General features: G+C 70.6%; 20 protein-coding genes and 1 pseudogene. 7 read left to right on the top strand and 14 right to left on the bottom strand.

Translation table 11 applies throughout. The features are described 5' to 3' along the window. Positions 1 to 143 precede the first annotated feature (143 nt). Together ACIBK9_RS17155 and ACIBK9_RS17150 are read left to right on the top strand one after the other, a co-directional pair. The gene (locus ACIBK9_RS17155; RefSeq protein ID WP_397159052.1) at positions 144 to 323 is read left to right on the top strand and encodes a hypothetical protein; all 180 of its coding nucleotides are present in this window, start codon (positions 144 to 146) and stop codon (positions 321 to 323) included. Positions 324 to 423: 100 nt separating this feature from the next. Then, positions 424 to 750, top strand: coding sequence for a GNAT family N-acetyltransferase (locus ACIBK9_RS17150; RefSeq protein WP_397159050.1), 327 nt, complete (start codon positions 424 to 426; stop codon positions 748 to 750). 244 nt (positions 751 to 994) lie between these two features. On the opposite strand, the gene ACIBK9_RS17145 is transcribed toward ACIBK9_RS17150, so the two are convergent. The 4 genes from ACIBK9_RS17145 to ACIBK9_RS17130 all read right to left on the bottom strand — a co-directional run bounded on the left by ACIBK9_RS17145 (position 995) and on the right by ACIBK9_RS17130 (position 7,006). Further along, positions 995 to 4,048 (bottom strand): S8 family serine peptidase, encoded by a 3,054-nt coding sequence (locus tag ACIBK9_RS17145; RefSeq protein WP_397159048.1) that lies wholly within the window; start codon positions 4,046 to 4,048, stop codon positions 995 to 997. 339 nt (positions 4,049 to 4,387) lie between these two features. Then, complete coding sequence (locus ACIBK9_RS17140; protein WP_397159046.1) at positions 4,388 to 5,269, bottom strand: hypothetical protein; 882 nt, start codon at positions 5,267 to 5,269, stop codon at positions 4,388 to 4,390. A gap of 97 nt (positions 5,270 to 5,366) precedes the next feature. Next, positions 5,367 to 6,422, bottom strand: a complete 1,056-nt coding sequence (locus tag ACIBK9_RS17135; RefSeq protein WP_397159044.1) for a CU044_5270 family protein — start codon at positions 6,420 to 6,422, stop codon at positions 5,367 to 5,369. After that, positions 6,422 to 7,006: an RNA polymerase sigma factor gene (locus ACIBK9_RS17130; RefSeq protein WP_397159042.1), complete on the bottom strand. Its 585-nt coding sequence runs from the start codon at positions 7,004 to 7,006 to the stop codon at positions 6,422 to 6,424. The genes ACIBK9_RS17135 and ACIBK9_RS17130 overlap by 1 nt, the downstream gene beginning before the upstream one ends. A 193-nt stretch (positions 7,007 to 7,199) precedes the next feature. On the opposite strand from ACIBK9_RS17130, the pseudogene ACIBK9_RS17125 reads away from it, so the two are divergent. Then, positions 7,200 to 8,011: pseudogene (locus tag ACIBK9_RS17125) on the top strand (IS5 family transposase). 123 nt (positions 8,012 to 8,134) lie between these two features. Here ACIBK9_RS17125 and ACIBK9_RS17120 read toward each other — a convergent pair. The 4 genes from ACIBK9_RS17120 to ACIBK9_RS17105 all read right to left on the bottom strand — a co-directional run bounded on the left by ACIBK9_RS17120 (position 8,135) and on the right by ACIBK9_RS17105 (position 13,836). Beyond that, positions 8,135 to 9,382: an esterase/lipase family protein gene (locus ACIBK9_RS17120; protein WP_397159040.1), complete on the bottom strand. Its 1,248-nt coding sequence runs from the start codon at positions 9,380 to 9,382 to the stop codon at positions 8,135 to 8,137. 16 nt (positions 9,383 to 9,398) lie between these two features. Beyond that, positions 9,399 to 10,460, bottom strand: coding sequence for a hypothetical protein (locus tag ACIBK9_RS17115; protein ID WP_397159038.1), 1,062 nt, complete (start codon positions 10,458 to 10,460; stop codon positions 9,399 to 9,401). 182 nt (positions 10,461 to 10,642) lie between these two features. Beyond that, positions 10,643 to 13,129 carry an FtsX-like permease family protein gene (locus ACIBK9_RS17110; protein ID WP_397159036.1) on the bottom strand — a complete coding sequence of 829 codons (2,487 nt, stop codon included), beginning with the start codon at positions 13,127 to 13,129 and terminating at the stop codon, positions 10,643 to 10,645. Next, positions 13,126 to 13,836, bottom strand: a complete 711-nt coding sequence (locus ACIBK9_RS17105; RefSeq protein ID WP_364335987.1) for an ABC transporter ATP-binding protein — start codon at positions 13,834 to 13,836, stop codon at positions 13,126 to 13,128. The genes ACIBK9_RS17110 and ACIBK9_RS17105 overlap by 4 nt, the downstream gene beginning before the upstream one ends. Positions 13,837 to 13,957: 121 nt before the next feature. On the opposite strand from ACIBK9_RS17105, the gene ACIBK9_RS17100 reads away from it, so the two are divergent. Further along, positions 13,958 to 15,169, top strand: a complete 1,212-nt coding sequence (locus ACIBK9_RS17100; RefSeq protein ID WP_397159033.1) for a sensor histidine kinase — start codon at positions 13,958 to 13,960, stop codon at positions 15,167 to 15,169. Then, on the top strand, positions 15,157 to 15,801 hold the full coding sequence (locus ACIBK9_RS17095; protein ID WP_397159031.1) for a response regulator: 645 nt from the start codon (positions 15,157 to 15,159) through the stop codon (positions 15,799 to 15,801). Before ACIBK9_RS17100 ends, ACIBK9_RS17095 begins: the two co-directional genes overlap by 13 nt. Here the strand turns inward: ACIBK9_RS17095 and ACIBK9_RS17090 are convergent. Genes ACIBK9_RS17090 through ACIBK9_RS17070 form a run of 5 tightly spaced genes read right to left on the bottom strand, consistent with a single transcriptional unit; the run spans position 15,786 to position 21,628 of the window. Beyond that, positions 15,786 to 16,490 carry an AAA family ATPase gene (locus tag ACIBK9_RS17090; RefSeq protein WP_397159029.1) on the bottom strand — a complete coding sequence of 235 codons (705 nt, stop codon included), beginning with the start codon at positions 16,488 to 16,490 and terminating at the stop codon, positions 15,786 to 15,788. The genes ACIBK9_RS17095 and ACIBK9_RS17090 overlap by 16 nt on opposite strands. Positions 16,491 to 16,497: 7 nt before the next feature. After that, positions 16,498 to 19,254, bottom strand: a complete 2,757-nt coding sequence (locus ACIBK9_RS17085) for a BREX system ATP-binding domain-containing protein (protein WP_397159027.1) — start codon at positions 19,252 to 19,254, stop codon at positions 16,498 to 16,500. 16 nt (positions 19,255 to 19,270) lie between these two features. Further along, positions 19,271 to 20,143 (bottom strand): alpha/beta fold hydrolase, encoded by an 873-nt coding sequence (locus tag ACIBK9_RS17080; protein ID WP_397159025.1) that lies wholly within the window; start codon positions 20,141 to 20,143, stop codon positions 19,271 to 19,273. 13 nt (positions 20,144 to 20,156) lie between these two features. Further along, positions 20,157 to 20,792 carry a VOC family protein gene (locus ACIBK9_RS17075; RefSeq protein ID WP_397159023.1) on the bottom strand — a complete coding sequence of 212 codons (636 nt, stop codon included), beginning with the start codon at positions 20,790 to 20,792 and terminating at the stop codon, positions 20,157 to 20,159. Positions 20,793 to 20,797: 5 nt separating this feature from the next. After that, positions 20,798 to 21,628, bottom strand: a complete 831-nt coding sequence (locus ACIBK9_RS17070) for an alpha/beta fold hydrolase (RefSeq protein ID WP_397159021.1) — start codon at positions 21,626 to 21,628, stop codon at positions 20,798 to 20,800. Positions 21,629 to 22,137: 509 nt separating this feature from the next. On the opposite strand from ACIBK9_RS17070, the gene ACIBK9_RS17065 reads away from it, so the two are divergent. Continuing rightward, entirely contained in the window at positions 22,138 to 22,896 is a 759-nt protein-coding gene (locus ACIBK9_RS17065; protein ID WP_397159019.1) for an FAD-dependent oxidoreductase, read from the top strand. A 459-nt stretch (positions 22,897 to 23,355) separates the two neighbouring features. Then, positions 23,356 to 24,261, top strand: a complete 906-nt coding sequence (locus tag ACIBK9_RS17060; protein WP_397159017.1) for an NAD(P)H-binding protein — start codon at positions 23,356 to 23,358, stop codon at positions 24,259 to 24,261. 298 nt (positions 24,262 to 24,559) lie between these two features. On the opposite strand, the gene ACIBK9_RS17055 is transcribed toward ACIBK9_RS17060, so the two are convergent. Continuing rightward, a complete protein-coding gene (locus ACIBK9_RS17055; protein WP_397159015.1) occupies positions 24,560 to 26,116 on the bottom strand; it encodes a glycoside hydrolase family 88 protein in 1,557 nt (518 codons plus the stop codon). Positions 26,117 to 26,426 lie beyond the last annotated feature (310 nt).

Below are 26,426 nucleotides of genomic sequence, written 5' to 3'. Positions count from 1 at the left end.
CGCCGGACAGCAGAGACCGAGTTTTCGGCACCGGATGTTAGCGCTGGAATACGCTCGAATCCGCGTGGAGAGCGTCTCGGATGCGCTGACCTGCGACTCAGTCATTCCGGAACCGGACGGAAAATAGGCGTTCTGTCCGATCAGTGCTACCTGACGGCTGGGGGCAGCTTCGGGAGAAGGACGCATGGACCAAGACCTTCACCGAGCCGCGTCTCTGCGCCGCGATCGTCGACCGCCGCACCTTCAACGCCGCCATCATCGACACCGGCACTCGCTCCTACCGGCTCGCTCAGAGCGAGGCCCAGCACTCCACCCACAGCTGACGGCGGTCAACCCGTTGTCCGGTGCGTGAGTGCCTGATTCACATCTTCAGCTCGCTGCCAAGCGCGACTGGCAAGATCGGCTTGTGATTCGATCGGCGACGTGGTTGGCATGGGTGAGCTGCACGTCCGGAGTCAAGAACAACGCCAAGGCGAGATCACCTATGTTGTTCACCCGCACAGGTGGGGCCAAGGGGTAGGAACCGCGATAGGGAATGAGCTCCTCAGACGAGGATTCGAGGAGATTGGCCTTCACCGGATCTATGCCACCTGTGACCCGCGAAATGTTGGATCGGCTCGGGTGCTCAGCAAGCTCGGCATGACCTGGGAAGGGCGGCATCGCCACACCGCGCTGATTCGTGACGGTTGGCGAGACTCCGAGCTGTTCAGCATCATCGAAGATGAGTGGCGCGCGGTCTTGCAGCGATAGTCAATGCTCGTTCTCTGGTCCCGCCATGGCGATCTATGCCGGCAGTGACGTCCTCTTTCGGCATGGATGCTGAGCTGAGCCCGCGCCCGCGGGGGGCGATGTTCACGCCCTGCAGGGGTTCGGGGACGGCAGTGTCCCCGAACCCACAGACGGACTGAACCCTCGAACCGGGATCTCACCCAGGTGGGGCCAGAACTCGTGCGTGATCAAGGCGTCCAAGATCGCTACCACCCTGCGGGGAGGGTTATCCGACCGCGTAGGCGTGGTGGATGGTCTGGCTGACGGTGTTGCCCGCGGTGTCGGTCGACGTGGCGCGCAGGGACACGAAGCCCGCCGTGCGCGGGTTGGTCATCTGCGCCGTCCAGTCCGAGCCCTTGGCTCTGACCCGGATGTCGCGCCAGGTCGCTCCGTCATCGACGGACATCTGCAGGTGGATGGACTTCACGGCCGCCGCGGGAGCGCCGGGATTGCGTTCGATCCAGATCGGCAGCCGGGTGGACGATCCGGGCTTGGCGCGGTTGTACTCGTCCAGCCCCTCCGGGGCGAAGCGAACCGCCGCCAGGGCGAGCGCTTCCCGCTTGGCAGTGCTCGCCGAGCGGAACGTCCACGTCGATTCCACTTTCGTGGACAGCGTGGAGTGCGGCACCTGTCGGCTGGCCGTCGCGCTGAGCGTGTACCTGGCGGGCTCCGCCGGGAGACCGGTGCTCAGCCGGCAGGAATCGGCCTCCCACAGCCCGCACCTGGTGTAGTCGATCGTGGAGATGACCTGATCACCCTTGGCGAGGCTGACGGTGCCGGTGGCGGCGCCGTCCATGCCGACCCGGCCGGGCACGCCCTCGGAGAACAGCCGGGCGCCGTCGAACGTCACGGTGTTCCCCTCCCGCCAGGCGCCCGAGGTGGCGAAGGACGGGCCGCTGACCGCGACGCCCCACGTCTGCCGATCGCGGCCGTCGCCGGTGGGTCCCGTGGCCCCCGTGACCGCGGATTCGCCGACGCGCAGCGCGCTGGACCACTTGTGCCCTCGCGTCCGGTATTCCGTGAGCTTGCCCGGCAGAGGCACATCGTTCGTGGGGGTCAGGAATCCGTCAGAAACGCCTTCGATGGCGTTCGCCACGAAGTAGGTGCCCTTCGCGGCCGTTCCGGCACCGCGGAAGGTGGTGGTCACCTTGTCGAGGTCCTTCACCCTGGCCGCGTACGTGGGGTCTTCGGGCACGCCGTCATGGCGTTCGTCCACCAGGTCGTAGCGGACGGGGGTGGGAGAGGCGTCCTTCTTGTGGAAGTGCATTCTGGTGACGTACTTCAGTCCGGGCTGCTTGGAGCCGAGCACGAAGTACACGGCGCTGGGGTCGGGCCTGCCTCCGGCCCAGCCGAGGTACCACGAACCGTTGATCACCCACATCTCGGTCCACCCGCTGACGACAGCCGTGGGCTCGTCCAGAGTGAATCTGATCGGTTTGGCCTGGCGCGTGTCCAGGACGATCTCCGTGCCCTGTTCGCCGACCTTCACCGGCATGTGCGTGGTCGTGATGCGCGTGCCTTCGTAGATGTCCACGTACAGGCTCCACTCGCCGGCGGGGAGCCGGTAGGTGTCCGGCGCGCCGCGAAGGACCATCCGGAGGCTCTCGCCCTTGCCGTTGTAGAATTCCCCGACCGCGTCGACGGGCTGGCCGTCGGTACCCAGTGCGCTGATCTTCACGTCGTAGGCTTCCGGCTCCACGTACGCGGTGGCGACGGTACGGACGAGAAGGTCACCCGATCGGGCCGTGATGGTGCCCGGATGATCGCCGGGCTCCTTGCCGGTCCCGTCGATCGTCACGGCGACCGATGCCGTGCCCTTGGCGGGCACCTCGACCCGCTGTGCCGAGGTGCGCAGCACGTCGCCGTCCACGGTGAGGTTCAGCGTGACCGCAGAGTCGCCGGTGTTGGTGTACGTGATCTCCTTGGTCGCCTGCCGTTCGCCGGATCTGCCCCAGCGGAGGACCGTGCCGATGTTCGCGGGACTGGCATACACCTGCTGACCGACCGCGCGAACCAGGTCGACGCGCCCGGCGCCCTGGTCGAAGTGCGTGGCGCCAGCCTGCGGCGCGGCGCTACCGATGAGCGCGGCCTTGAGCTGCTCGCCGCTCCAGTCCGGGTGCTGCTGGGCGAGGATCGCCGCCGCGCCCGCGACGTGCGGCGCCGCCATGGAGGTACCGCTGTGGGCGACGTACGGGCCGTCTGCCGTGCCCTGCGCGGCCGCCGCCATGATGTCGGCGCCGGGTGCGGTCACGTCGGGCTTGATCGCGTGATCGCCATTTCTCGGGCCGCGGCTGGAGAATTCGGCCATCTTGTCGGACTTGTCGACCGCGCCGACCGTCAACGCCGCATCGGCGCTGCCCGGGCTGCCGACCGAGCCGGGTGCTCCGTCGTTGCCCGCCGCGATGACGAACAGCGCTCCCGTACGCGCTGACAGGGTGTTGACGGCCTGCTCGATCGGGTCGATGCCAGGTGTGTCCGGGCCGCCGATGCTCATGTTGATGATCTTTGCTTTGACCTCGACAGCGGCCCATTCCATGCCTGCCAGCATTGCCGATTCGCTGATGCTTTCTCCGCCGACCTTGCCAAGCGCGATCTTCGCGCCCGGCGCGACACCCCGATACTTCTCTCCGGTGCCCGCCACGATGGAGGCGACATGGGTGCCATGCCCCACGTTATCGGTGATGTCTGGTTCGTCGGAGAAGTTCCGCGACTGCGTGACCACGTCCTTGAGATCGGGGTGGGTGGCGTCGTAACCGGAGTCGAGCACGGCGACCGTGACACCGGATCCGGTCAGCCCCTGTTGCCACGCCTGCGGAGCCCCGATCTGCTTGACGCTCCGGTCAAGGGTGATGGGCCGCTTCCCGTCCAGCCAGATCTTCGACTTGCCGGCGGCCAGTGATCGGGCGCCGCCGACCAGGCTCTGCCAGGTCTGGCCCGCCGTCGCCTTGGACACGCTCGTGCCGGCCAGCCCCAGCCCGGCGAACTCCTTCGCCTTGCGCGTTCCGCTGAGCGCCGGTGCCGCCTTCCCTTCGGCGGACTGGACGATCAGCGGTATCTCCGCCTTGTAGCCGTCGCCGTACCGCCAGGTGAGCAGCTGCGTGACGTCGAACAAGCGCTCATCCAGCAGGCCCTGGGCCAGCAGCCGTTTGGCATCCTCTGGAATGACGTGAAGGTGGCCCTGACGGCGCTGGACGTCGAAGCGATGGTTTCTGCCCGGACCAGGCTCGATCCGGTAGCCGTTCGCTGTGACAGTCACCCGGTCGCCGGTCAGCAGCGTCACTGAGCCCGACACCCCGGTCACGGGAGATGCCGGCTCGGCTGCCTGTGCGGCACTCGTGGTACCGCCTGCGATGAGAGATCCCGCCACGATCACGGCGAGGGTTGCGTGGGTTAATTTCATTTGCTCTCTCGTTGTCGATGTGCAGTTGAAGCCCTCAGATGGGGCAGAGACGCTGATGGCCTGGGAAGTGACTCTGCTCTACCTTCTGGTCAGCAGGGGACCTTGGAGGTGGGCGCGGGCAAGGGGCGCCCAGGCCGGCCCGTGAGATCCGAACTCGTGCGTCACTCGTTGCGAGGGGTGCCGCTCACGCGCCACGAGCGGCACCCCGCGAGCGCTGCGTCAGACGAGCTTGCCGTAGATCCGGGACGGGACCGCCTGGGCCGCGCCTTCCCTTCCGAACTCCTGGTAGACCCGCGACGTGATCTCCACGGCCTTGGGCAAGTAGGCGGGGTAGAAGGCCTTTCCGCACTCCAGGTCCCTCAGCGCCGCCTTGATCTCCTTGTCCAGGTACGGCCTGGCCTGCGCGGGCTTCAGATTCGGCCGGAAGATGACGGTCTTGCCCTCGGCCTCCTTGGGTAGTTCGCCCTTCCACGTCTTCTTGGCGACGTCCGAAGCCTGCCGCACGATCTTCGTGTGGCTCAGACCGTCCAGCGCGGTCGGCCTGGTCTCGCCGACCCCCAGGCACGTGGCGAACTGCTTGCCCAGCTGGACGAGCTGCTTGTCCTGGTCGAGGACGCTCAGCGACTTGTCCACCGCCGCTTCGAGCTGGTCGTAGTAGTCCTCCTGGGAGGTGACGGTCTTGCCCAGCACCTCCTTGACCGCCTGGGAGAAGCAGGCGTCGTCGGCGGCGCGCCACTTCTTCAGCTGGCCGGCCGAGAGCGACATCAGCATCTTGTTGTTCGGGTCCTCGTGCTGGACGGGGTTGACGACCTTGTCCTTGGGATAGACGTTCGGGGACCAGACGCCGAAGCCGTACTTGGCCCGGTACTCCCGCAGCGCCTCCAGGTCACCCGCGAGCCGCTCCTGCTCCCCGGGCTGCCACGTGTACCGAGGCTCCGGGGAGGCCACGTAGTCCAGGCCCCGCTCCATCATGCAGGCGACGCGCTTGGCCTCCTGTTGTGTCTGCTTCTCGTACGCGGTGGCGTCCCCCGACGGCGGCGAGGTGAGGCCGCCGAACGAACCGGCGAGCAGGGTGACCGCGACGGCCTTGGCGATGAACATGCAGGTTCTCCTTTTCCTTGAGGGCATGCCGGATCGATCTGAGGGCATGCGAAACAGAACTCACGGCCCGAAAGGCCGGATCAGGTGGGGAAAGGTCTCAGCAGGGGATCTTCATGCGGGACGCCTTCGGCGACACCTCGGGCAGGCCGGGGGCGAGATCGGCGGCGAGCACCGCGGTGCCGGTCACCGTGCCCTTCTTCTCGATGTACTCGCCCTTGGGCAGCTCCACCCTCTTGCCCTTGGTGACCACCGTGCGCTCGCCCAGGTAGTGATAGGTCTGCCGGTCGAAGATCAGCTCGGACCGGGTGCCGTTGCCCTCGTCCATGGCGACGGCCAGCCCGGGGCGGCCGGAGACGTCCGCCGCGTCACCGATGAGCACGATGCCGTCCAGCCCGGCGGCCACCTGGTAGAGCGCGGCGCCCAGGCTGGGCCGTACCACGGACTCGCGGATCAGGCCCTGGAGGGAGGACCAGATGCGCAGCGGCTCCTCGCCCGTGCCAGCCACGATCTTCGCGCGCACCTGGGCGGGGTCCGTCGGCCAGGTGCGCAGCCGGGCGTAGGCCGGTTGGCCAGGGCAGCCCGACGACTCGGAGAGGATGTCCTCGACGCCGTGGTCCCAGAAACGCCGAGGCGCCGGTCCCGTGGCTGACAGGCTCTGCTTGCGGCTCAGCCAGGGCTTCCCCACGTCGGCGGCCTCCCAGCGCTCCTCGTTGACCATCACCTTGGTGTACTGCATGGTGCCCGCCTTGTCCCTGGTGTACAGGCTGTGCTGGGCCAGCGTCTTGGTGTGAACGTACTGGCCGCGGGCCGGCACCGTGTCGGGCCGGTCGGCAGCGGCCCGCGCGGCCAGGGTGAGCAGCGCCTTAGCGTCGGCCGGAGGGGCAGCGATCAGGTACCCGGGGGTACGCGAGCCGGAGCCGCCCAGACTCACCTGGCTGACGATGATTCCGCCGGTGAGCATCACCGCCATGGCGCCGACCAGGGCGACGCGCCGGATCGGCAGCGCGGTGGGCCACCAGCGGCGCGGACGGTCCAACCGTGACGCCTGTGCCTGGCGGGTCAGGCGGAGGAAGCGGTCACGCCCCCTCGCTGCCGCCTCCGGCGTCGGCTCGGGCTCCGCGAACACGGCCTCGATCAGCTTCAACTCGTCCATCACCACTCCCCGATCGGGTTGACGTCGCCCAAGGCCTTTCGCAGCTTCTTGCGCGCCCTGTTGAACCGGGACCCGACGGTCCCCACCGGTACGTCCAGGGCGGCGGCGATCTCCTCGTAGCCCAGCCCGCCGAACACGAGCAGGAACACCACGTCGCGATCGCCCTTCGCCAGGCCCTTCAGCCCCCGTACGAGCTCCGGCCGGCTGGCCTGCGCCGCGAGCTGCGAGGTCACTCGGTCCTCGTGCCCGTCACCGGAGTCCTCAGCCGCGATCTTGCTGAGCGCGTTCAGGCGGCGGCCCTCCCTGCGGCGGTGCCGGGCCACGACATTCGTGGCGATGCCGAATAACCACGACCGCACGGTGCCCCGCTGCGGATCGAAGCCGCACCTGCCGTCGAACGCGAGCAGGAATGCCTCCGCGACCAGGTCCTCGGCCTGCTCGCCGCCGAGCCGGGCGGCCAGGTAGCGGTAGACCTCCTTGAAGTACCGGTCGTACAGGAGGGCGAAAAGCTCGGGATTGTCCATCGACCGCTCGACCATGGTGACGTCTTCCAGCACATCGTTGGCGTCAGGTGGTGCAGCCATGGCGTCCTTCCGAAGGCGACTGTCTCCCAGTGTTCGCCGCTCGGCAGATTTTCTTCACGCCAGTTTCCGGCGCGGCCATCGAAGCGACCCAGCGGGAACGCGCCCTCAACGCCGAGGACGCGCTGAGAGCACCTAACAGAATGATCTCGGTTGTGCTTTGATCTCTCGCTGTAGCCGAGCGAGAGGGGCGCAGGTGGCCAAGCCGAAGCCATGGGAGGTCAGCGATGATCTCTGGGCTGTGATCGAGCCGCTGTTACCGCAGCGTCAGCGGCTGTTCCGGCATCCAGGGCGTAGGCGACTGGATGACCGGCTGTCACTGCAGGGCATCTTGTTCGTGCTGCACACCGGGATCGCCTGGGAGCACCTGCCGCAGGAGCTCGGCTACGGCTCGGGCATGACGTGCTGACGACGCCTGGCCGAGTGGAACGCCTCCGGCGTGTGGCAGCGGCTGCATGAGGTCCTGCTGGATCGGCTGCGGGCCGCCGACGTGCTCGACTTCTCCCGGCCCGCGGTGGACTCCTCGCAGATCAGAGCGTTGAAAGGGGGGAGCAGACCGGCTCGTCCCCGGTCGACCGAGGACGAGCCGGCAGCAAGCACCACCTGATCACCGACGCCACCGGCGTCCCGCTCGCGGTGATCCTGACTGGCGCCAACCGCAATGACGTCACTCAGCTGCGCCCGCTGCTGGACGCCATCCCGAAGGTCCGCGGCAAGCGTGGCCGGCCGCGTCAGCGCCCCGACGTGGTCCTCGCCGACCGCGGCTACGACCACGACAAGTACCGCCGTTTGGTCCGCGAACTGCAGATCCGCCCGCTGATCGCCCGCCGCGGCACCGGCTTGGGCAAACACCGCTACGTGGTCGAGCAGACCTTCGCCCTGCTCCATGCGTTCCGACGCTTGCGCATCTGCTGGGAGGTCCGCGACGACATTCATGAGGCGTTCCTCAAGCTGGCCTGCGCGCTCATCTGCTGGCGACGCCTCATCTCATTCCGTCAGCAGCTCTAAAAGCATGACAAAGAGCGGCCCCGTGATCTCACTGGTGATCACGGGGCCGCTGCGTCCCTTGCTCAATTCGCCGACAGTGTCGCCATCGAGGATGCGGGGCTGTCGTGAGGTTGGTTGCGCCTTCTAGTCGGGCAGGCGGTCCAGGAACCAGGTGGCGCCCTCTTCGGTGATCTCGGTGTGGCCGCGGTTGTCGCCGGCGCACAGGAAGTCGTCGAAGTCGCTCTCGTCCGGGGACAGCGCGTCGATGTCGGTGTACAGGTCGGCGTCGGTGACGTCGCGGACGGAGACGGCGCTGATGGACGGGACGAAGCAGTGCCCGGCGATCGGATTGTCGACGTCCAGGCCGAGACCTGTGGCTTCGGCGATGGCGTTCAGCGCGTCGGCGAGGATCTTGAAGCCGGTCAGGATGCCGCCGGGCGCGCCGTCCACGCACGGGACTCCCGGCGCCTGCACCTCGATGACGTCGGGCGTCACCAGGCGAATCATGCCGGCCAGGGTCTCGGGCGCCTTGGGCTGCGTGCGCAGGTCGGTACCGGTGATGAGGTCGCCGGTGCCCAGCAGCGCGCTCTCCCCCGCGCCGGTGCCGTTGCCCGCACCGTTGCCCGCACCGTCGGCCACGGCGAGCAGGCGCGGGATGCGCGGCCACCCGCCGACGGACTCCAGCTCGCGCAGGAACTGGGTACGCAGCGGGTCGACACCGGGCACGCCGTCGGTGCCAGGCAGGTGCCAGGCCAGCAGCTGGCGGGCGGCGGGGCTGTTGAACAGGTCGGAGAAGCGCGAGTCGTAGGCGTTGATGTGGTGCGCGAACGCCTGAAGCGAGATCGGCACGTAGGCGCCACGGTGCGGGGTGTCCCAGGAGAAGTACACGCCGACCTGGTGGTCGATGCGCTGCCTCTCCATCCGGGCCAGGGCGTAGCGGGTGACCAGGCCACCCATGCTGAACCCGCCGGCCAGCAGGCGGGTGCCGCCGACCCGCTCGGCGGCGGCGCGGTGGATCGCCGCGGTGGCGGTCTGCGCGTTGTCGAGGATGGAGGCGCCGCGGTCGTCGTAGCCGATGACGACGACGTCGCGGCCGCGCCGGCGCAGCTCGCTGATCAGCGGGAAGGCACGCCTCTCCAGGCCGTCGTAGAGCTCGTCGATGTCGCTGGCCCCGGATCCGAAGCCGTCGGCCAGGAGCACCGGCCGGGTCAGGGCCTGGTTGTGTTCGCCGTAGTACACCCACGCGGTGCCGCCGGGCAGCGGCCAGCGGTCGCTCCACTCCGCGGCGGGAGGAGCGGTGGTGGTGGCGGTCGCCCTTGAGCTGGCGCTGGATGACAGGACGACCGGCGGCGCGGCGCTCAGGGCGCTCGCGATCTGCTGTTTGTTGATCACTCCAGAGTTATCACCATCAGTGGCCACACGAACACCTAAAGCTATGATCTCGGTCGGCTCCTGGTTTGGTTCGCACAGGATCGCAGTAGGGAGTCCACTGCTCCGCCGTCGCCGGACGAGTGCACCGTGGCCACGTAGGGATCCGGCCGATCAGGGCGAGGCATCCTCGTGCTTCCCACACCTCAATCGTCCGTCTGTCCGCGGATCTGCAGGCGAGTTGGTTGCATCGGTTGTTCGTCCAGCCATCGGGGATAGTGACAGGCTTCGTTTCGCCGGTGTCGAGGTCGATGAGGCTGCTGATGCGGCGGCCGTCTCTCGACAGTTCGGCGACGACCGCCGTCCGTGTGCCGGGCATGAACCGCGTTTCCACATTCCCCATCGTCTCCACGAAGCTCACGCGCACCCGTCGTCCGATGTCCCAGTACTCGATGCCGCGACCGCCCGTGTCCTCCAGGCGCAAGCTTCGCCCGTGGGAGCTGAGCTCGACGCTTGTCCCCCTCGACAGGGGGTGGCCGGTGTCGACGGAGCCGAGCGGGCTGCCGTCGTCCAGGCTCCACAGCCGGATCTGCCCGTTTCCGAGCACGACCGCCGGCACACCGCCGCTGATGTCCTGGGCGAGCACGCCGGGGAAGGTGAAAGTGCGCTGGTCTCCCCACAGCCATCTGACCGCAAGTGAACCGCTTGGGCGACTCCAGCGGATCAGGTAGGCCCGGCTGCTGTCGACCGGCGCCACGGGCATCGGGCTGTACCCGGGCAGCGGGCCGTCGAGGACCTTTCCCCTCGTGGTGTCGAACAGCCACACATGCATGCCGTTCACCGTCACGAGGATCTTGTCGTCACGGGTGAAGTGCGATGAGCCGGTGATGGTTCCTTCGTCGATGCGGGTTCCCGTCCGGGCGTTCCAGAGCGTGGGCGTCTCGCTGAACGGTTCCCTGACGACGAGCACGCTGCCGTCGGGGCTGAACGTGGGGCGGTCGGCCCCTGACGCCATGGGCCTGCCGATCCGGGTGCAGGTGCGCGGTTCCCACAGCTGGTAATTGCCGGGCTTCAGGTCGGTGCACGCCGTCACAGGTGGCATCGACGTCACCGGCGCCGTGGCGCAGCCCGGCGCCGGTGACGGGTCGCCCTGATGTTGCCGCTCAGATGGTCAGCGCCACGTTGATCACGACGGCGACGACGACGATCGCCAGCAGGATCCAGGGCCACTGCCGCTTCTGCTTCGGCGGGGTCCAACGGGGTTCGGTCATGTCGATCTCCTTGTCAGCCACGGCCGCTGAGGGCCTGGACGGGACGCGTTCGCAGGGCGATCCGCGCGGGGACGAGCACCGACAGCACGCCGAGCGCCGAGGTGGCGCCGACCACTGCCAGGTAGGTCACGGGCTGGACGGCGGGCAGCGGCAGCCCGGTCAGGCCGTAGGCGATCATCGTCAGCGGCAGGAGCGGCGCGGCGGTCCCGATGCCGACCGCGAGCAGGACGGTCAGCGCCGACTCGGCGCGCAGCATCCGCATGACCTGGCCGCGGCTGCCCCCGGCCAGGCGGAGCAGCGCGAACTCCCTGGTCCGCTCGGTCACCGCCAGGGTCAGGGCGTTGGCCACCGACACCGCCAGATATCCGAAGACCAGCAGCAGTGGCAGCAGCCCACCGAGCATCGCGGCGGCCTCGCCCTCCTCCTGGGCGGCCCGCATGGCCGCGCCGTCGCTGACCACCAGCCCCGGATGCGCCCGGACGAGCGCGCCCAGGTCGGCCGACGGGTCGGCGCGCACGAGGACGGCGTCGTCACGACTCGCCGGCACCACCGCGCGCGGCAGCGTGAGGTCGCCGAAGCCCGAGCCACGGCGGTAGATCGCCACCACTTGTGGCCGGTACGGCGTTCCGTCCCCCAGGTACAGGGTGAGCGTCGAACCGACCTTCGCCGACAGCGTGCCCGCGGCGGCCCGGCTGATCGCCACCGTGCCGGGACGCAGCCCGGCCGCCGACCCGGCCTCCACCCCCAGGTCGACAGTGCCGGCGAGCCCCGCCGGATCGACGGCCTGCGCCTGGTAGTCGATCACTTCGGGGCTGTCGAGCAGGCGGATCACGGCGTAGACGCGGGTCCGCACGATCGGCGTGACCGCCCGTACCCCGGGCAGTCCGGCGGCATCCGCGCGCACGCCGGGCGGCAGGCCCCACTCACCGCCGGTGAGCGTGTGCGTGGCCAGTGTGCCCCCTTCCAGATCGCGCCGGGCCGCGGCGGCGGTCGTGGCCGGCAGGCCGATCTGCAGGAGCGCGAAGCCGATCGCCAGCGCCATGGGCGAGACCGTCGCGGCCAGCCGCCGTGAGTGGGCGAGGCTGTTGGCCACGGCCAGATGGCCCGCCGCCCCGTACCTGCGGCGCAGCCGGTCGGCGAGCATCCTGGTCGCCAGCCGCACGATGGGCGGTCCGAGCACGCTCAACGCGATGATCATGATCAGGCCGCCGCCGGCCGCGAGCGCCACCGCGTACACGCTGCTCCACCACAGCGGCGCCGACGCCCCCGCGACACCGATGATCAGCAGCAGCACGCCCGAGGCGAGCCGGACCGCCGGCAACCGGGACGGCTCCACCGACACCTCGGTCAGCGCCTGCGCGGGCAGCGGCCGCAGCACCCGGCGGCCGACCGCCCAGGCGGCGGCCTGCGAGAGCAGCAGGCAGACGGCGACCGCGGCCACCATCGGGACGGGCCCCACCGAGATCTCGAAGTCGGCGGGCGCCAGGCCCACCACGCGCAGCGCGTCGAGCAGCAGCGCGGCCAGCAGGCCGCCGGGCAGACCGCCGGACAGGCCCGCGAGCAGCGCGACGGCGGCGGTCTCGGCGGCGATCATCCTGGTGACGTGCCGCGAGCTCGCGCCGACCGCCCGCAGCAGCGCGATCTGGCGTCGCCTGCGGTGCGCGGTGAGCGAGAGCGCGCCGGTCAGCACCAGGCCGGCGATCACGACCACGCTGCCGATCAGCGAGGCGGCCAGCTCCTGGAGGTCGGAGCGCGCCTTCCGCACGTCGCCGAACTCGGCCCGGCCGCGCGCCTCTCCCGTGGCGATGGTGACGGAGTCGCCGAGCGCCTCCTTGAGACGTCCGGCCAGTTCCTCCGGGTCGATGCCGGGCCGGGCCAGCACGCCGATGGCGTCGAGCGCCCGCGGCCCGCCGTACAGGCGGGTGGCCTCCTCGTCGGGGAAGAGCACCAGCGGGCGGCGCAGCTCGCCGCGGACGACACCGGCCACGCGGTAGGCGGCGGCGGGAGCCGTACCGGCGACGACGGTGACGTGATCGCCCGGCCGCAGCCCGGCGGAGGCGTCCACGACGACTTCGCCGGGGCCGGGGGCGTGCCCGGCGGCGAGGGTGAACGGGGCCAGCGGCGCGGTGGACCAGCCGTGGCCGGTGGCGGCCGGCGAGCCGCCGCCGATGACGAGATCGACGGGAAAGCCGCGGTCGGGGACGGCGGCGCGCACGCCCGGCACCGCGGCCACCCGTTCGAGCAGGGCGCTCGGCAGGGTCGTGGGCTCGGTCAGCGGCTCGGTCTCGCTCTCCCCGCCGATCGTCACCCGCACCGAGTCGGGGCCGCTCACCACGACGTCGGCGGCGGCGTACCGCTCGGCCGGGACCCCGGCGGCCAGGCCCGACTGCAGGATCAGCCCGCAGGCGGTCAGCAGTGCCGAGGCGGCGAACAGGGCGGCGAACGCGCCGGCCAGGCCCGCCTTGTCGGCTTTGAGGAGCTTCCAGATCAGGTCGGTCATGACGCGCCCAGTTGCGTCATACGCTCGGCCACCCGCTCCGGCGTGGGCCGCAGCGCCTGGCCCGCCAGCCGCCCGTCGGCGAGGAAGACCACGCGGTGGGCGTAGGAGGCGGCGACCGGGTCGTGGGTGACCATGACGAGGGTCTGTCCGGCCTCGTCCACCAGTTCGCGCAGCAACGTCAGCACCTCGCGGGCGGTCCGCGTGTCCAGCGCGCCGGTGGGCTCGTCGGCGAAGACCACCTCGGGATCGGTGATCAGCGCCCTGGCCAGCGCCACCCGCTGCTGCTGGCCGCCGGACAGCTCGGCCGGGCGGTGGCCCAGCCGCGCACCGAGCCCCACCCTGGACGCGATGGCCATGAGTCTCGCCTCGTCCACCGGGCGGCCGGCCAGGCGCAGCGGCAGGGTGACGTTGTCGGCGACGTCGAGCGCCTGCAGCAGGTTGTAGGCCTGGAAGACGAAGCCGATCCGCTCCCGGCGCAGCGCGGCCAGGCCCGGCTCGTCCAGCGCCGTCACGTCCACGCCGCCCAGGAGCACCCGGCCGGAGCTCGGCGTGTCCAGCCCGGCCGCACAATGCAGCAACGTGCTCTTGCCCGACCCTGACGGCCCCATCATCGCGACGAATTCGCCGTCGGCGATCTCCAGCGTGACCCCGTCGAGCGCGGTCACCTTCCCGTACGTCTTGTGGAGCTCCTCCACCCGAACCGCCAACGCAGCCCCCCATCGATCTTCCCTGGACCGCACCAAACGTAGGAGCGAGGGGTGAGAGGGCGACATCCCACCGATGGGCGTCTTGATGGTGGTGCGGGCACCACCATGCAGAATGTCGGCCATGAACGTCCTGACGGCCACGCGGAAGGCCGCGCTCTTCCTGATCCTCGGGTCCGGCGCCGCGCTGCTCGCACTGCCGCTGTTCTGGCTGGTCGTCTGCGTCGCGCTGCTGAGCCTGGCCGGGGTCGGCCTGCCCCTGATCCCGCCGGTGACGCGGCTGGTCAGGCGGCTGGCCGGGGGGCAGCGCCGCCGTCTGGGGGTGCCGGCTCCGCCGTACCTGCCGCTTGAGGGGCCGCTGCCGGTACGCGTGCGCGCGGCCGTGGGCGACCCCGCCACGCCGCGGGAGGTGCTCTGGCTCCTCACGCACGGCCTCACCGGCGTCGTCCTCGGCTTCCTGGCGCTCGGCCTGCCCGTGGCCGCGCTCAACGCGGCCACCCTGCCGCTGTGGTGGCGGCTCACGCCGGGCAGCCCGCCGTCGGTGCTCGGCTACGCCATCGACTCCTGGCCGCTGGCCCTGACCGGCCCGTTCGTCGCCGCGGGCTATCTGGGCGTGGCCTGCCTGGTCCTGCCGGCCGCCGCCGGCCTGTCCGGACGGCTCAGCCGCCGCCTGCTCGAACCCGTGGGCCGGGTACGGCTGGCGCAGCAGGTGGCGATGCTGACCGCGGCCAGGGCCTCGGCGCTCGAAGCCCACGCGCAGGAGCTCAGGCGTATCGAGCGCACGCTCCACGACGGCACGCAGAACCGCCTGGTCGCCGTCGTCATGCACCTCGGCATGCTCGAACGTGCCCTGACCACCGCTCCCGACGGCACCCGGCAGCTGGCCGTACGCGCCCATGAGGCCGCCTCCGACGCCCTGGTCAACCTGCGTGACGCCATCCGGGCCATCCATCCGCCCGTCCTCACCGAACACGGGCTCGACGGCGCGCTCACCGCGCTGGCCGCGCGCAGCCCCGTCCCCTGCGCCGTCGAGACCGCCGACTTCCCCCGTCTGCCCGCGGCCGTCGAGGCGGCCGCCTACTTCACCGTCGCCGAAGCGCTCACCAACGTCGCCAAGCACAGCCGCGCCGGCAAGGCGGCGGTACGCGTGCACCAGGACGGCGGCCTGCTGACCGTGGAGATCGAGGACGACGGCGTGGGCGGCGCCGAGAGCGGCGCAGGCAGCGGCCTGACCGGAATCGACCACCGAGCCGCCGCCTTCGGCGGCCGGAGCACCCTGACGAGCCCGCCCGGCGGGCCGACCCTGTTGAAAGTGGAGTTGCCATGCGGGTTGTGATCGCCGAGGACGACGCGCTGCTGCGCGAAGGGCTGGCGCTGCTGCTGGCCGCCGAGGGCGTCGAGGTGCCGGCCGCCGTCGACAACGCCGACGACCTGCTCGCCGCCGTCGCGGCCGAGAAGCCCGACGCGCTGATCGTGGACGTGCGGCTGCCGCCGGACTTCCGCGACGAGGGCCTGCGCGCGGCGATCGAGGCCAGGCGGACGCAGCCCGGGCTGCCCGTCCTGGTGCTGTCCTCCTACGTCGAGGACACCTACGCCTCCGCCCTGCTCAGCGAGGGTGGCGTGGGCGTCGGCTACCTGTTGAAGGAGCGCGTCGGCAAGGTGCAGTCCTTCCTGGACGCGTTGTACCGGGTGGCCGGGGGCGGGACCGCGATCGACCCCGAGGTGATCGCCCAGCTCCTGGTCCGCCGCCGGGCCGGTGATCCCCTCCACGCGTTGACCGCCCGGGAGCGGGAGGTGCTCGCGCTCATGGCCGAGGGCTTGTCCAACACCGACCTCAGCGCGCGGCTGGTGATCAGCGAGGGGGCGGTCAACAAGCACATCAGGAACATCTTCGCCAAGCTGGGCCTGCAACCCTCCGAAAGCGGCCACCGCAGGGTCCTGGCCGTGCTCGCCTACCTCAGAGCCTGACCCGCGGCCGGCTGTCGCCTGGCGCAGAGGGCGGTGTCGAGAGTGGAGTCGAGCTGCTTGTCGCCCTCCGCCGTGAGGGACTTCTCGGTCGCGGTGACGGTGGCCGCCCGGCCGCCCTCGGTGACGCCGCCGCGGGTGGAGTACCCGCCGACGTCGCTCCCACGGGTCTCCGCGACGATCTGGTCCTTGATCCGGTCGTCGAGCGGGGTGGTGAGGACAGAGTTGAGCAGGGCGAGCGCGTCGGGCTCGGCAAGCCCGCTCACCTCCATCTCGGGAAGTCCGGCGAGCTCGTCCGTGGCGGTTCTCGTGCCGAACACCAGCGCGACGGGATCGGCCGCGAGCCGCCGCGCCACGAATCCCAGTGCCTGCGCCGACGCCTGGTCGAGCCAGTGGACGTCGTCGATGACGCACACCACCGGACGTTCCTCCGCCGCGTCGGCGAGCAGGCTCAGCAGCGCGAGCCCGACCAGGAACCGGTCGGGCGGAATTCCGTCGACAAGCCCGAAGGCGGTTCGCAGCGCCTTTCGCTGTGGCCCGGGCAGCCGCTCCAGCCCGGTCAGCATCGGGACGCAGAGCTGGTGAAGTCCGGCGAAGGCCAGCTCCATCTCCGACTGGACTCCGGCCACCCGCAGTATCCGGCATCCGGCGGCCACTCCGGCGAGGTGCTCGATCAGCGCGGTCTTACCCACGCCCGGATCACCGCGCAGGACCAGGACGCGTCCTGCGGGGCGGGTGGAGCGGCGCGTCGCGGAGTTCCCTGCGCGAGGTGATGCCGAGCTTGCCGAAGACCTTGCGTAGGTGCCATTCGACGGTGCGGGCGCTGATGTACAGCTCGGCGCCGATCTCGGCGTTGGTGCGCCCGTCTTTGGCCATCCGGGCGACCTGCTCCTCTTGCGGGGTGAGGTCGTCGGCGGTGTCGGCGGTGCGCTTGCGGACCTTCTCCCCCGTCGCCAGCAGCTCGTGCCTGGCCCGTTCCGCGAAGCCGTCGGCGCCCATCGCGATGAACTCTTCGTAGGCCTGCTTGAGTTGCTGACGGGCGGCCACCCGGCTGCGCTCGCGGCGCAGCCACTCGCCGTACACCAGCCGGGTGCGAGCCAGCTCGAACCTCAACCGGGTACGGCTGAGCCGCTCAACGGCCTCGGCGTAGGACCGGTCGGCCTCGCCGCCGTGGCTGACGAGAGCGCGAGCGCGGGCCTGCAGGCCGAGCCCCCACTCCAGGTCCGAACCTGCGGTGTACGTCCCGAGCCGGACCAGGGCGCTCTCCGCGAGTGCGGTCGCGCCGCTGCGCACCGCGGCCTCGACCAGGTCAGGCAGCGCCTGCGCGGTGAACGGGCCGAGGTCGCCACTCGCGGCCCGTTCGGCGGCGGCCGTCGCCTCGGCGTAGTGCCCGAGGCCCAGGTGGAGCAGTGCGGTGGCGCGCTCGGTGAAGTACAGGCCGAGCCCTTCGCCGCGCGCGCTCGCCTCGTTGGCGGCTTCCGTGAGCAGCGGCAGCGCCTGCGCCGCGCGGCCTTGATAGGCGAGGAGGAAGAAGTCGCCGTATGAGGCCCGGCGAGTGCCTGTGGCCTCCTTGACCGTCGACTCCTCCAGACCCAGCTCACGGGCGTACGTCACGTCGCCGCGCCACAGCGCGATGACCCGGCGGACGTTCAGCGCGTTGATGAGCGGCACGAGAGCGCCGCTGGCGCGAGCCAGGTCGGCGTGCCGGGCATTGGCGGCCTCCCAGCCCTCGTAGTCCCACAGCGACAGCGCGGCGTTCGCGACCAGCACGCCGTACCGCAGCCACAGGTCGGCCGGGACGCCGTCGGCGAGGAACTCGGTGACCGCCTCGCGCAGCGAGGGCCGTCCCGCCCCGGTGCCGGTGGTGATGAGGGCGGCCAGGCCGTCGAGCAGATGATCGGCGGCGGTCGGAGCGTCGTTCAAGGGTGGCGTCGCGGCGGAGACGGCGGACAGGTCGCCCCCGGGAACGGCGAGACGACCGGCGACGAGGGCCGCGCTCCAGGCGTCCAGCAGCGTGTGCCTGGCGAGCCTGCCGTCCAGGGGTTCGAGCCGCCGGGCTGCACGCAGCAGCGCCGCCGGAGCCTCGCGCCCGGAGTGGGCGGCGCGGTCGGTGAGCCCCCGGATCAGGTAGATCCGGGCGCTCTGCAGATCGTCGACCGGGAGGGCTTCGGCGCGGGCGAGCATGGCGAGCACGGATGCGAAGTCGCCCGCGTCGAGCGCGGCACGGGACGCGGCGAGCGTGCGCTCGATCTTGAGCCCGGGGGCGATGGTGAGCTCGGAGGAGCGCCGCAGCAGCGCCGCGGCGGCCGCGAACCCGCCTCGGGACTCCACCCCTTCCGCGACGGCGGCGAGTTCGGCCGCGAGCCGCTCGTCAGGGCCTGTCGCCGCCGCGGCCAGGTGCCAGACCCGGCGCCGCCGGTCGCCGCCGCCCTCCGACGCGCCGGCCAGCGCACGGTGTACGGCCCGCCGCGCCTCGGCGTCGCCGGCGGCGTAGGCGGCGGAACGCACCAGCGGATGCCGGAACCTGACGTTCCCGCCGATCTCGACGAGCTGCGCCTCCTGCGCCGGGACCGCCTGCTCGGCTTCGAGGCCGAGGGTCTGCGAGGCGCGCCAGAACAGGGCGGCGTCACCGGTGGGGTCGGCCGCCGCCAGCAGGAGCAGCAGCCGGGTGGGTTCCGGAAGCGCGCGGATGCGTTTCTCGTACCGCTCCTGGAGCGCGCCGGTCCCGATGGCAGGAAGCGCGAAGCCGCCGAGCAGTTCGGCCCGGCCGCTGTGTGACAGCTCCAGCAGGGCCAGGGGGTTGCCGCGCGTCTCGGCCACGATACGGTCGGCGACCTTGGCGTCGAGGAGGCCAGGAGTGGTCGCGGTCAGGAGCGCCCTGGCGTCCTCCTCGGCCAGCCCGTCGACGGTCAGCTCGGGCAGTCCGGCCAGGAAGGTGTCCTGGCTGGGCTCCCTGACCGCGAAGACCAGCAGCACCGATTCGGCGTGCAGCCGCCTGGCGACGAAGCCGAGCACCTGCCGGGTGGCCACGTCGAGCCACTGGGCGTCGTCCACGAGGCAGACGAGCGGCCGTTCCTCGGCCGCTTCCGCCAGGAGGCTCAGCACCGCCAGCCCGAGGACGAGCTTGCCGGGGGCCGCTCCTGTGGCGTTGCCGAACGCCACGTCGATCGCCTGCCGCTGCGGCTCGGGGAGCGTCGCGGCCGAGGCGAGCAGGGGGGCGCAGAGCTGGTGGAGCGCGGCGAACGGCAGGTCGAGCTCGGACTCGACGCCGGTGATCCTGGCGATCCGGCAACCGGACGCCCGCTCCTCCAGATGGCGCAGGAGCGTGGTCTTGCCCGCGCCCGCCTCGCCGCGCAGGACGAGGACGGCGCTCTCGCCGTCCTCGACGCGAAGCAGCGCCTGATCCAGCCGCTCACGTTCGTGCCGGCGGCCTTGGAGGATCGGCGCTGCTGCCACGCGTCGATTCTAGTGATCACCCTCGGGCCGGGACCAGATCGTTGAGGAACTCCTCGACGAGCTCCGCGAACTGGCGCGGGTACTGGAACAGGAACCCGTGCCCGGCGTCGGAGAAGATCCGCAGCCTGGCGTTCGGCAGATGGTGGGCGAGCACCTGCGAGTTGATCGTCGGGATCACCGGGTCGTTGTCGCCCGCGGCGACCAGCGTGGGCTGGGTGATCCCCGCCAGTCGGGCGAGCCGGCTCGGATCCGGGATGCCCCACTCGACGATCGCGTCGTACTGGGCGCGGGCCACCTCGGGGCCGTTGGCCTTGTCGGGGTTCTCGGTCCTGCTGTAGACCCGCTGGGCGTACTGCACGCCGAGGGCGCGACTGCTCTCGGTGACGCCGAAGAAGATGTGCAACAGATCGTCGAGCTCAGCCTCGTTCTTGTTCGCGGCGCGCTCGATGTCGAGCGTCCAGCCGTGCATCTGGCGTCCGCCTCTGGGGCCGGTTCCCGCCAGCACGATCCGCCTGACGCCGCGCGGCCTGAGCAGGGCGATCTCCTGGGCGACCATGCCGCCGAGCGAGAAGCCGAGCAGGTCGACCCTGGCGAGGCCGAGCGCGTCGAGGAAGGCGATGGCGTCCCTGGCCATCTGCGTCACCGTGGCGGGCACCTCGCCGCTGGAGCTTCCGACCCCGGCGTTGTCGAGCAGGATGACCTCTCGTCCGGCGGCGAGGGTGTCGACGAGGATCGGGTCCCAGTTGTCGAGGGTGCCGCGGAAGTGCTGGAGGAAGACCAGCGGCGGAGCGCCCGAGCCGGTGAGGCCGAAGCGGCGGTAGGCGTACGTCACGCCGTTGGCGGCGGTGACGTCGAGGATGGGCGCGGTGAGCTGCGTAGGTGTGGTCATGATGAGTCCGTCCTTACCGGGGAAGTTCGTCGCCGTGCTGCTCCGCGACCATGTAGGTCGCGTACCATTCCGGCCAGTTCTCGTCGTGGGCGCCGCCGTTGCGCGTCTCGTGCTCGCCGTGTGCCGCCGCCGCCCGCTTGAGCGCCTCGACCAGGTCACCCCGCGAGAGGTACGAGGTGGCGGCGGTGTCGACGCGGCCGGGGAGGCGGACCGTCACCTCCTGGAGCAGGAAGGCGTTGCCGTCCGGGTCGCGGAAGGTCGCGAACGATCCGTAGCTGGCGCGGTCGGCGGCAAGACCGTCGGCCTGCCCGTCCATGATCTGGCTGAACTGGGCTCCGGGAGCCTGCGGGTGGAAGATCTCGCCGACCTCGGCGCCGAGAGCCACGAGCTGGTCGCGGGCGGCGGCGAGGTCCGAGACCACCAGGTAGACGCCTTCGGCGGTGCCGGGCTTCTGGCCGGTGATCAGGGTGCCGAACTGGATGGACGCCGGCGAGCCGGGAGGCGTCACCTGGACGACCCGGAAGCCGTTGTCGAAGGCGAAGTCGGCGTCGAGCCGCCAGCCGAGCGCCTGGTAGAACCGCTTCGAGCGGTCGACGTCGGCGACCGGGATGACGACGGCTTCGAGCTTGAGGTCCGATGTGCTGTTCATGGTTGTCACCTTTCGGGGTGGGCGCGGTTGAGGTCCCACCACTCAAGGACCAGGGAGGCGTAGGTTTTCGGGGCTTCTTCCCAGATGAAGTGGCCCGCGTCGACGACGGCGAGGCTGCTGTGGGGCAGCCGGGCGGCGAGGAACTCGGCGTGCGCGGGCGGGACGACCTGGTCCCGCTCGGGGGCGATGATCCGCACCGGGGTCGGGATGGACGGCAGCAGCCGCTCCAGGGCTCTGAGCTCTTCGGGGTAGGCGCGGACGTACCGCATCGACTCGGCGAAGCGGCGCCCGCCGTAGGAGGTGAGGTAGTCCTCGCGTACGTGGTCGGGGAGAGGCGTCGCCGGGAAGATGTTGTCCAGGGTCGCGGCCATGATGGCGTCGGCGTTCTGCTCGTACCAGGTGAGGTCGGGGTCCTTCACCCAGCCCGCGAGCGGCTCACCTAGTTCGAGGTCGGCGGAGGCGCCGCCGCTGCCGATGACGACGCTGTGGAAACGGCCGGGCCGCAGGGCCGCCGCGAACAGCGAAGCGCTGGTGCCGATGTCGGGGCCGACGACGTGCACCTTGTCCAGTCCGAGCGCGTCCAGGATCCGGTGCACGAACGCCCCCGCCGCACGGGGAACGAGCACGTCGGGACGGCCCTGCGACTGCCCGAACCCGGGCAGGTCCACGGCCACCAGGTGCGTGTCGGCCGCCAGGTCCGTCCAGGTCGGCTCGAAGGCGTACACGCTCTCGGGCCAGGGGCTGAGCAGCAGCGCGTGCGTGTCGCGCGGCTCGCTCTCCGCGTACCGGACGGTGAGCCCGTCCACGGTGACGGTCTTGGTCTTGATCGGTTTCATGCCCGCTCCTTCTCGGTCGTGCTGCAGTGCTGTCAGCCTCGTCCGGCGGCGGTGGCGTCGCACCAGGGACGACCCCTGGTCCGGGCCCGTGGGTGCCACGGGTGCGAATGCCCGGGATATCCGAGATGGTCGGAGCAGACGGACGACACGAGCGGAAGGTGAGAGACCATGGAATGCGATGTCGTGGTGATCGGCCTGGGACCCGGCGGCGAACACGCGGCCACGAGCCTGGCCAAGGCCGGACTGTCAGTGGTCGGCGTGGACGAACGCCTCGTCGGCGGCGAACGCCCTACTACGGGTGCATCCCCACCAAGATGGTGATCGCCGCCGCCGACCGCCTCCGAACGGCACGTCACGCCGGCACGGCAGACGTCCGCCCCGACTGGAAGCCCGTCGCGCGGCATCGTGCTCAACACCGGTACCACCCCGTCCGCCCCGCCCATCGCCAGCCTGGCCGACACCCCGTACTGGACCAACCGGGATGTGGTCCGGCCCTCGCCGCCTTCGGCGTGAAGGTGACCGTCATCGAGACCGCCGACCGGATCCTCGCCGTCGAGGAGCCCGAGGCGTCGGCGGCCGTGGCGCAGGCGTTCGCCGAGGACGGCATCACCGTGCTCACCTCCGCACGCGCCGAACGGGTCGAGCACGACGACGACGGCTTCCGCGTTCACCTGGCCGATCGGGTGGTCACCACAGACCATCTGCTGGTCGCGGCGGGACGCCGCAACAACCTCACCGGTCTGGGCCTGGAACACGTCGGCCTGGACCCGCAGGCCCGCGTGCTGGAGCCCGACGAGCGGATGCGGGTCGCCGACGGTGTGTGGGCCATCGGCGACATCACCGGCAAGGGCGCCTTCACCCACATGTCGATGTACCAGGCCGACCTCGTCATCCGCGATCTCACCGGCGGGGACGGCCCCCGGGCGGACTACCGCGCCGTCGGCCGCGTCACCTTCACCGCCCCCGAAGTCGGCTCCGTCGGACTGACCGAGGCCGCCGCCCGCGCCTGCGGCCTCGACGTCAAGACAGCCACCGGCGACCTCGGCACCCGAGGCTGGATCGCCGGCGAGTCAGGTCCCGTCAAGCTGGTCGCCGCGCAGGGCGTGCTGGTCGGCGGCACCGTCGTCGGCAGCACAGGCGGTGAGGTGCTCTCCGCGCTGGTGACCGCGATCCATGCCCGGGTCCCGCTCACCACTCTGGCCGACATGCACTTCGCCTACCCCACCTTCCACCGCGCCCTCCAACCCGTCCTGCGCGCCCTGCTCTGAGCTACGGCCACAGGCCGTCCATGATGAGGTCCAAAAGCCGCCCGGCCGGGTCGCGCTGTTCCGGTTCGCCGGAGGCCGGCGCGATCCCGGTGAGTGCGGCGAGCATGCCGGCCGCGCTGATGTCCGCCCGGATGCCCCGGATCGGGCCTGGTCACCGAGTACGGCTCCTGGCGTTGGACCGAGTTGGTCAGGGTCCCGATCGCCGGCGGCCATCCTCCTTCTCGCCCGCTCCCGCGTCGGCGAGACCCTGCGCTGGCGCCGTTCGACGGTGCGGGCGCTGAGGTACGGCTCGGCGCCGATCTCCGCGTCGATGCGGCCGGCCTGTCCCTGCTCCTGGCTCATCCGACTCGGACGTGGGTACACCTGCCGTGGAATTACGGTACGCGAGTCAGTGACACCCATATGCCCGTGCGATCGCACCTTCGCTCAGATGATCGACTACCAGAAAGAGATCGACCGATGGCCGTCAGCAACCTTGTTCTCATCGCCGGGGCCGGCGATGTCGGCCGCACGGTCCTGGACCAGCTGCGCGCGCAGGACGTACCGGTGCGCGCAATGGTTCACCGGGACAATGACCGTGCCGCGGACCTGCGTGCTCGTGGCGCAGAGGTGGTCGTCGGCGATCTGACCCGGCCGGAGAGCGTCGCCGCCGCGCTGGAAGGAGCCGGGCGAATGTACTTCGCGATGCCCGTGTCGCCGGACCACCTGCTGGCGGCGACCGTGGTGGCCACCGTGGCCAAGGAGTACGCCGAGCTGGCGGGCCTGGTCGACATGTCGCAGATGACGGTGTCGCAGATGACTGCCACCAGCACTGCCGAGTCGCACCAGCAGCGGCTGCACTGGCTGGCGGAACAGGTGTTCGACTGGTCCGGCCTGCCGGTGGTGCACATCCGGCCGACGTCGTTCCTGGACAATCCGCTGTTCACCACACTGGCGGCCCGATCGATCCGGGAGAACGGAACGATCGCGCTGCCGTTCGGCACCGGGCGCACGTCGCCGATCGCCGTGGACGACGTCGCCCGGGTGGTCGCCACCGTGCTGCGCGATCCGGTTCCGCACGTGGGGCACGTCTACGAGCTGACGGGGCCGCGCACGGTCGACATGACGGAGATGGCCGAGGAGTTCTCGCGGGCCCTGGGACGTACGGTGTCCTACCTGGACGTGCCCCTGGACCGATGGCGGGCCGAGGTGCTCGCGAAGGCGGGCCTGCCGCCGCACATCGAGGAGCACATCGCCACCATGGCCCGGCTGCACCGGGAGAACCGTTACGACCGCGCCTCCGACGACGTCGAACGGGTGACCGGCGTACCGGCCGGGACGATCGAGGCGTTCGTGGCCGCTCGCCGGGACTTCTACCTGGGCTGAACCGCTCCGGTCAGGGCCGGCGCCCGAGGCTGTGGTTCGTACGGCACAGCGTCACGAGGGTGGGTGTGCTCATGTCAGCAGCGAGAAGAGCGCCCGGCGGCGGCATGCAGGAGCCTACGGCGGGCGCGGATTTCAGCGACGCTCGCGACCACGGCTGCTCGTCCGGGACCTCGCCACACTGCTCACCGCCCCAGCCTGATCACGCCTTCGAACCCGGAGATCAAGGATGAGGAGCCCTCCCTCAGCTGATGGCGCTCGAAAGCTGCTCAGAGCCGATCCGTTGCGGATCGACGCGGCCTCAGCGGCGCACCTGTTCGTTCATGATGAGGAACGCGCCCAGCCCGTGGAAGTCGTTGACCGGCCTGGCCCGGCCGAAGTAATAGCTCAGGGAGTCGCTCGCGTTGGTCCCCTCGCTGATGTCCGCGATGTTGGTCCGGCCGTCGCCGCCCACCGACAGCGTGGCCAGCACCCCCTGGTATCCGCGGTCGGCGTTGACCTGGTAGGAGGCGTCCACGTACCCGCGTTCGACCGACTTGGAGATCGTGTACGTGTACATCGCCGAGCAGGACGTCTCGGTCCAGTTGGCGGCGTTCGACGGCTCGGTGACCACCTGCCACCAGCGGCCGGTCGCCGGATCCTGCCAGCGAGCGTAGGCCGGGACCAGGTCGCGCAGGATGCCGACGAGCGCCGCCCGGCGCGGATGGGTGGCCGGGACGAGGTCCAGCACGTCGACGACGGCCATGCCGAACCAGCCCATCGCCCGGCACCAGGAGACGCCGTTCGTGTTGCCGATCGACGGTTTGACCCACGGCGCGGTCAGGCCGCCGGGCTCGTCGTAGGCGTGGTACAGCAGTCCGGCCGCCGTCCCGTCCGTTCGACGCAGGTGACTCCAGTACACCTCGAGCTGCCTGGCCGGTTCCGCGCCGGTGAAGGAGTCGGCCTCGACCCAGGATCCGTATCTGGCCAGGAACGGGTCGACCATGTACACACCGTCGCCCCAGAGCTGTCCCTGACGTGAGTCGGAGGTCGAGTGCCACCAGCCGCCGTCGGAGGTGCGCGGGTAGGTGTTCAGCCTGGTTCTGATCTTGGCGGCGGCGGTCCGGTAACGGGCCTGGCCGGTCTCCCGGTACAGGGCCAGCAGGACGTTGCCCGCCTGCATGCTGTCCAGATTGTTAAAGCTCTGGGAGATGCCGCCGGAGGCGTCCACGAACCGGTCGGCCCAGTCCTTGATGTAGCTCAGGTAGCGAGGTTCGCCGGTGCGCCGCCACACCAGGTATTGGGCCCAAAGGTACAGGCCGCGGGTGTAGCTCCAGCCGCCCAGCGTGCCCGGCGTGTACCTGGCCATGGTCGAGTCGACCACGGCGCGGGACCAGTCAATGGTCGGGGCGTCGTCGTCCACTGTCAGCGAGTCGAGGTTCGGCCCGCCCGCTGCGGTGGCGGCGGCGGCCCGTACAGTGTTCGTGCCGGCGTCGAGCGAGGCCCGGACGGTCGCGGTCCGCCAAGTCGTCCAGGCGCCGGTGCCGGGAAACGACTGGGACACGGCGACGCCGTTGACCGTGATGGTCATCGACCGGTCGGTGGTCGTGCCGTTGGCGAAGCGGAAGACCAGGGCATGCGCCCCACTCCCCACGGCATTGACCTGGAACTCCACGGACGAGCCCACGGCGTTGTCGTAGTTGACGAACCCGGTCCCGGTGTACCCGGCATGGTCGGAGTCGACCGTCCCTTGTGAGATCGTCGCGTCCTCCGCCTCGTACAAGGTGGCGGTGAGGGCCACGGCCGCGGGGACGGGCGGGATGAGCAGTAATCCTGCCGCGACGAGAGCGACCGCACGATGTCGGTTTCTGAGCGGCATGATCTTGCCCTCCTGTCGAACGGCGGCGAGCACAGGTCCGATCTCATGCCTGCTTCAGCCATACATCTCCAGCAAATATCTGTCCACATCCGTTTGCACATCGGATGTATCGCGGCAACCCTCGCCACGAGAGTTAGGAAACTTTCCTAAAATTGGATCGTTCCAAGATTGTTTATCTGTTGACACGTGTGACTCCTTGTGGGAACACGATGAAGAGCCGCTCACCCCCCAGGAGCCACCCGATGAACTCGTGGAAGCCCCGGTTATGCGTCCTCGCGCTGGTCGCGGGCGCGCTGGCCGTGCCCGCCGG

Source organism: Nonomuraea sp. NPDC050227 (genome assembly GCF_044459705.1).
Lineage (GTDB): Bacteria > Actinomycetota > Actinomycetes > Streptosporangiales > Streptosporangiaceae > Nonomuraea.
This window is presented reverse-complemented; position numbering and strand designations above follow the sequence as displayed.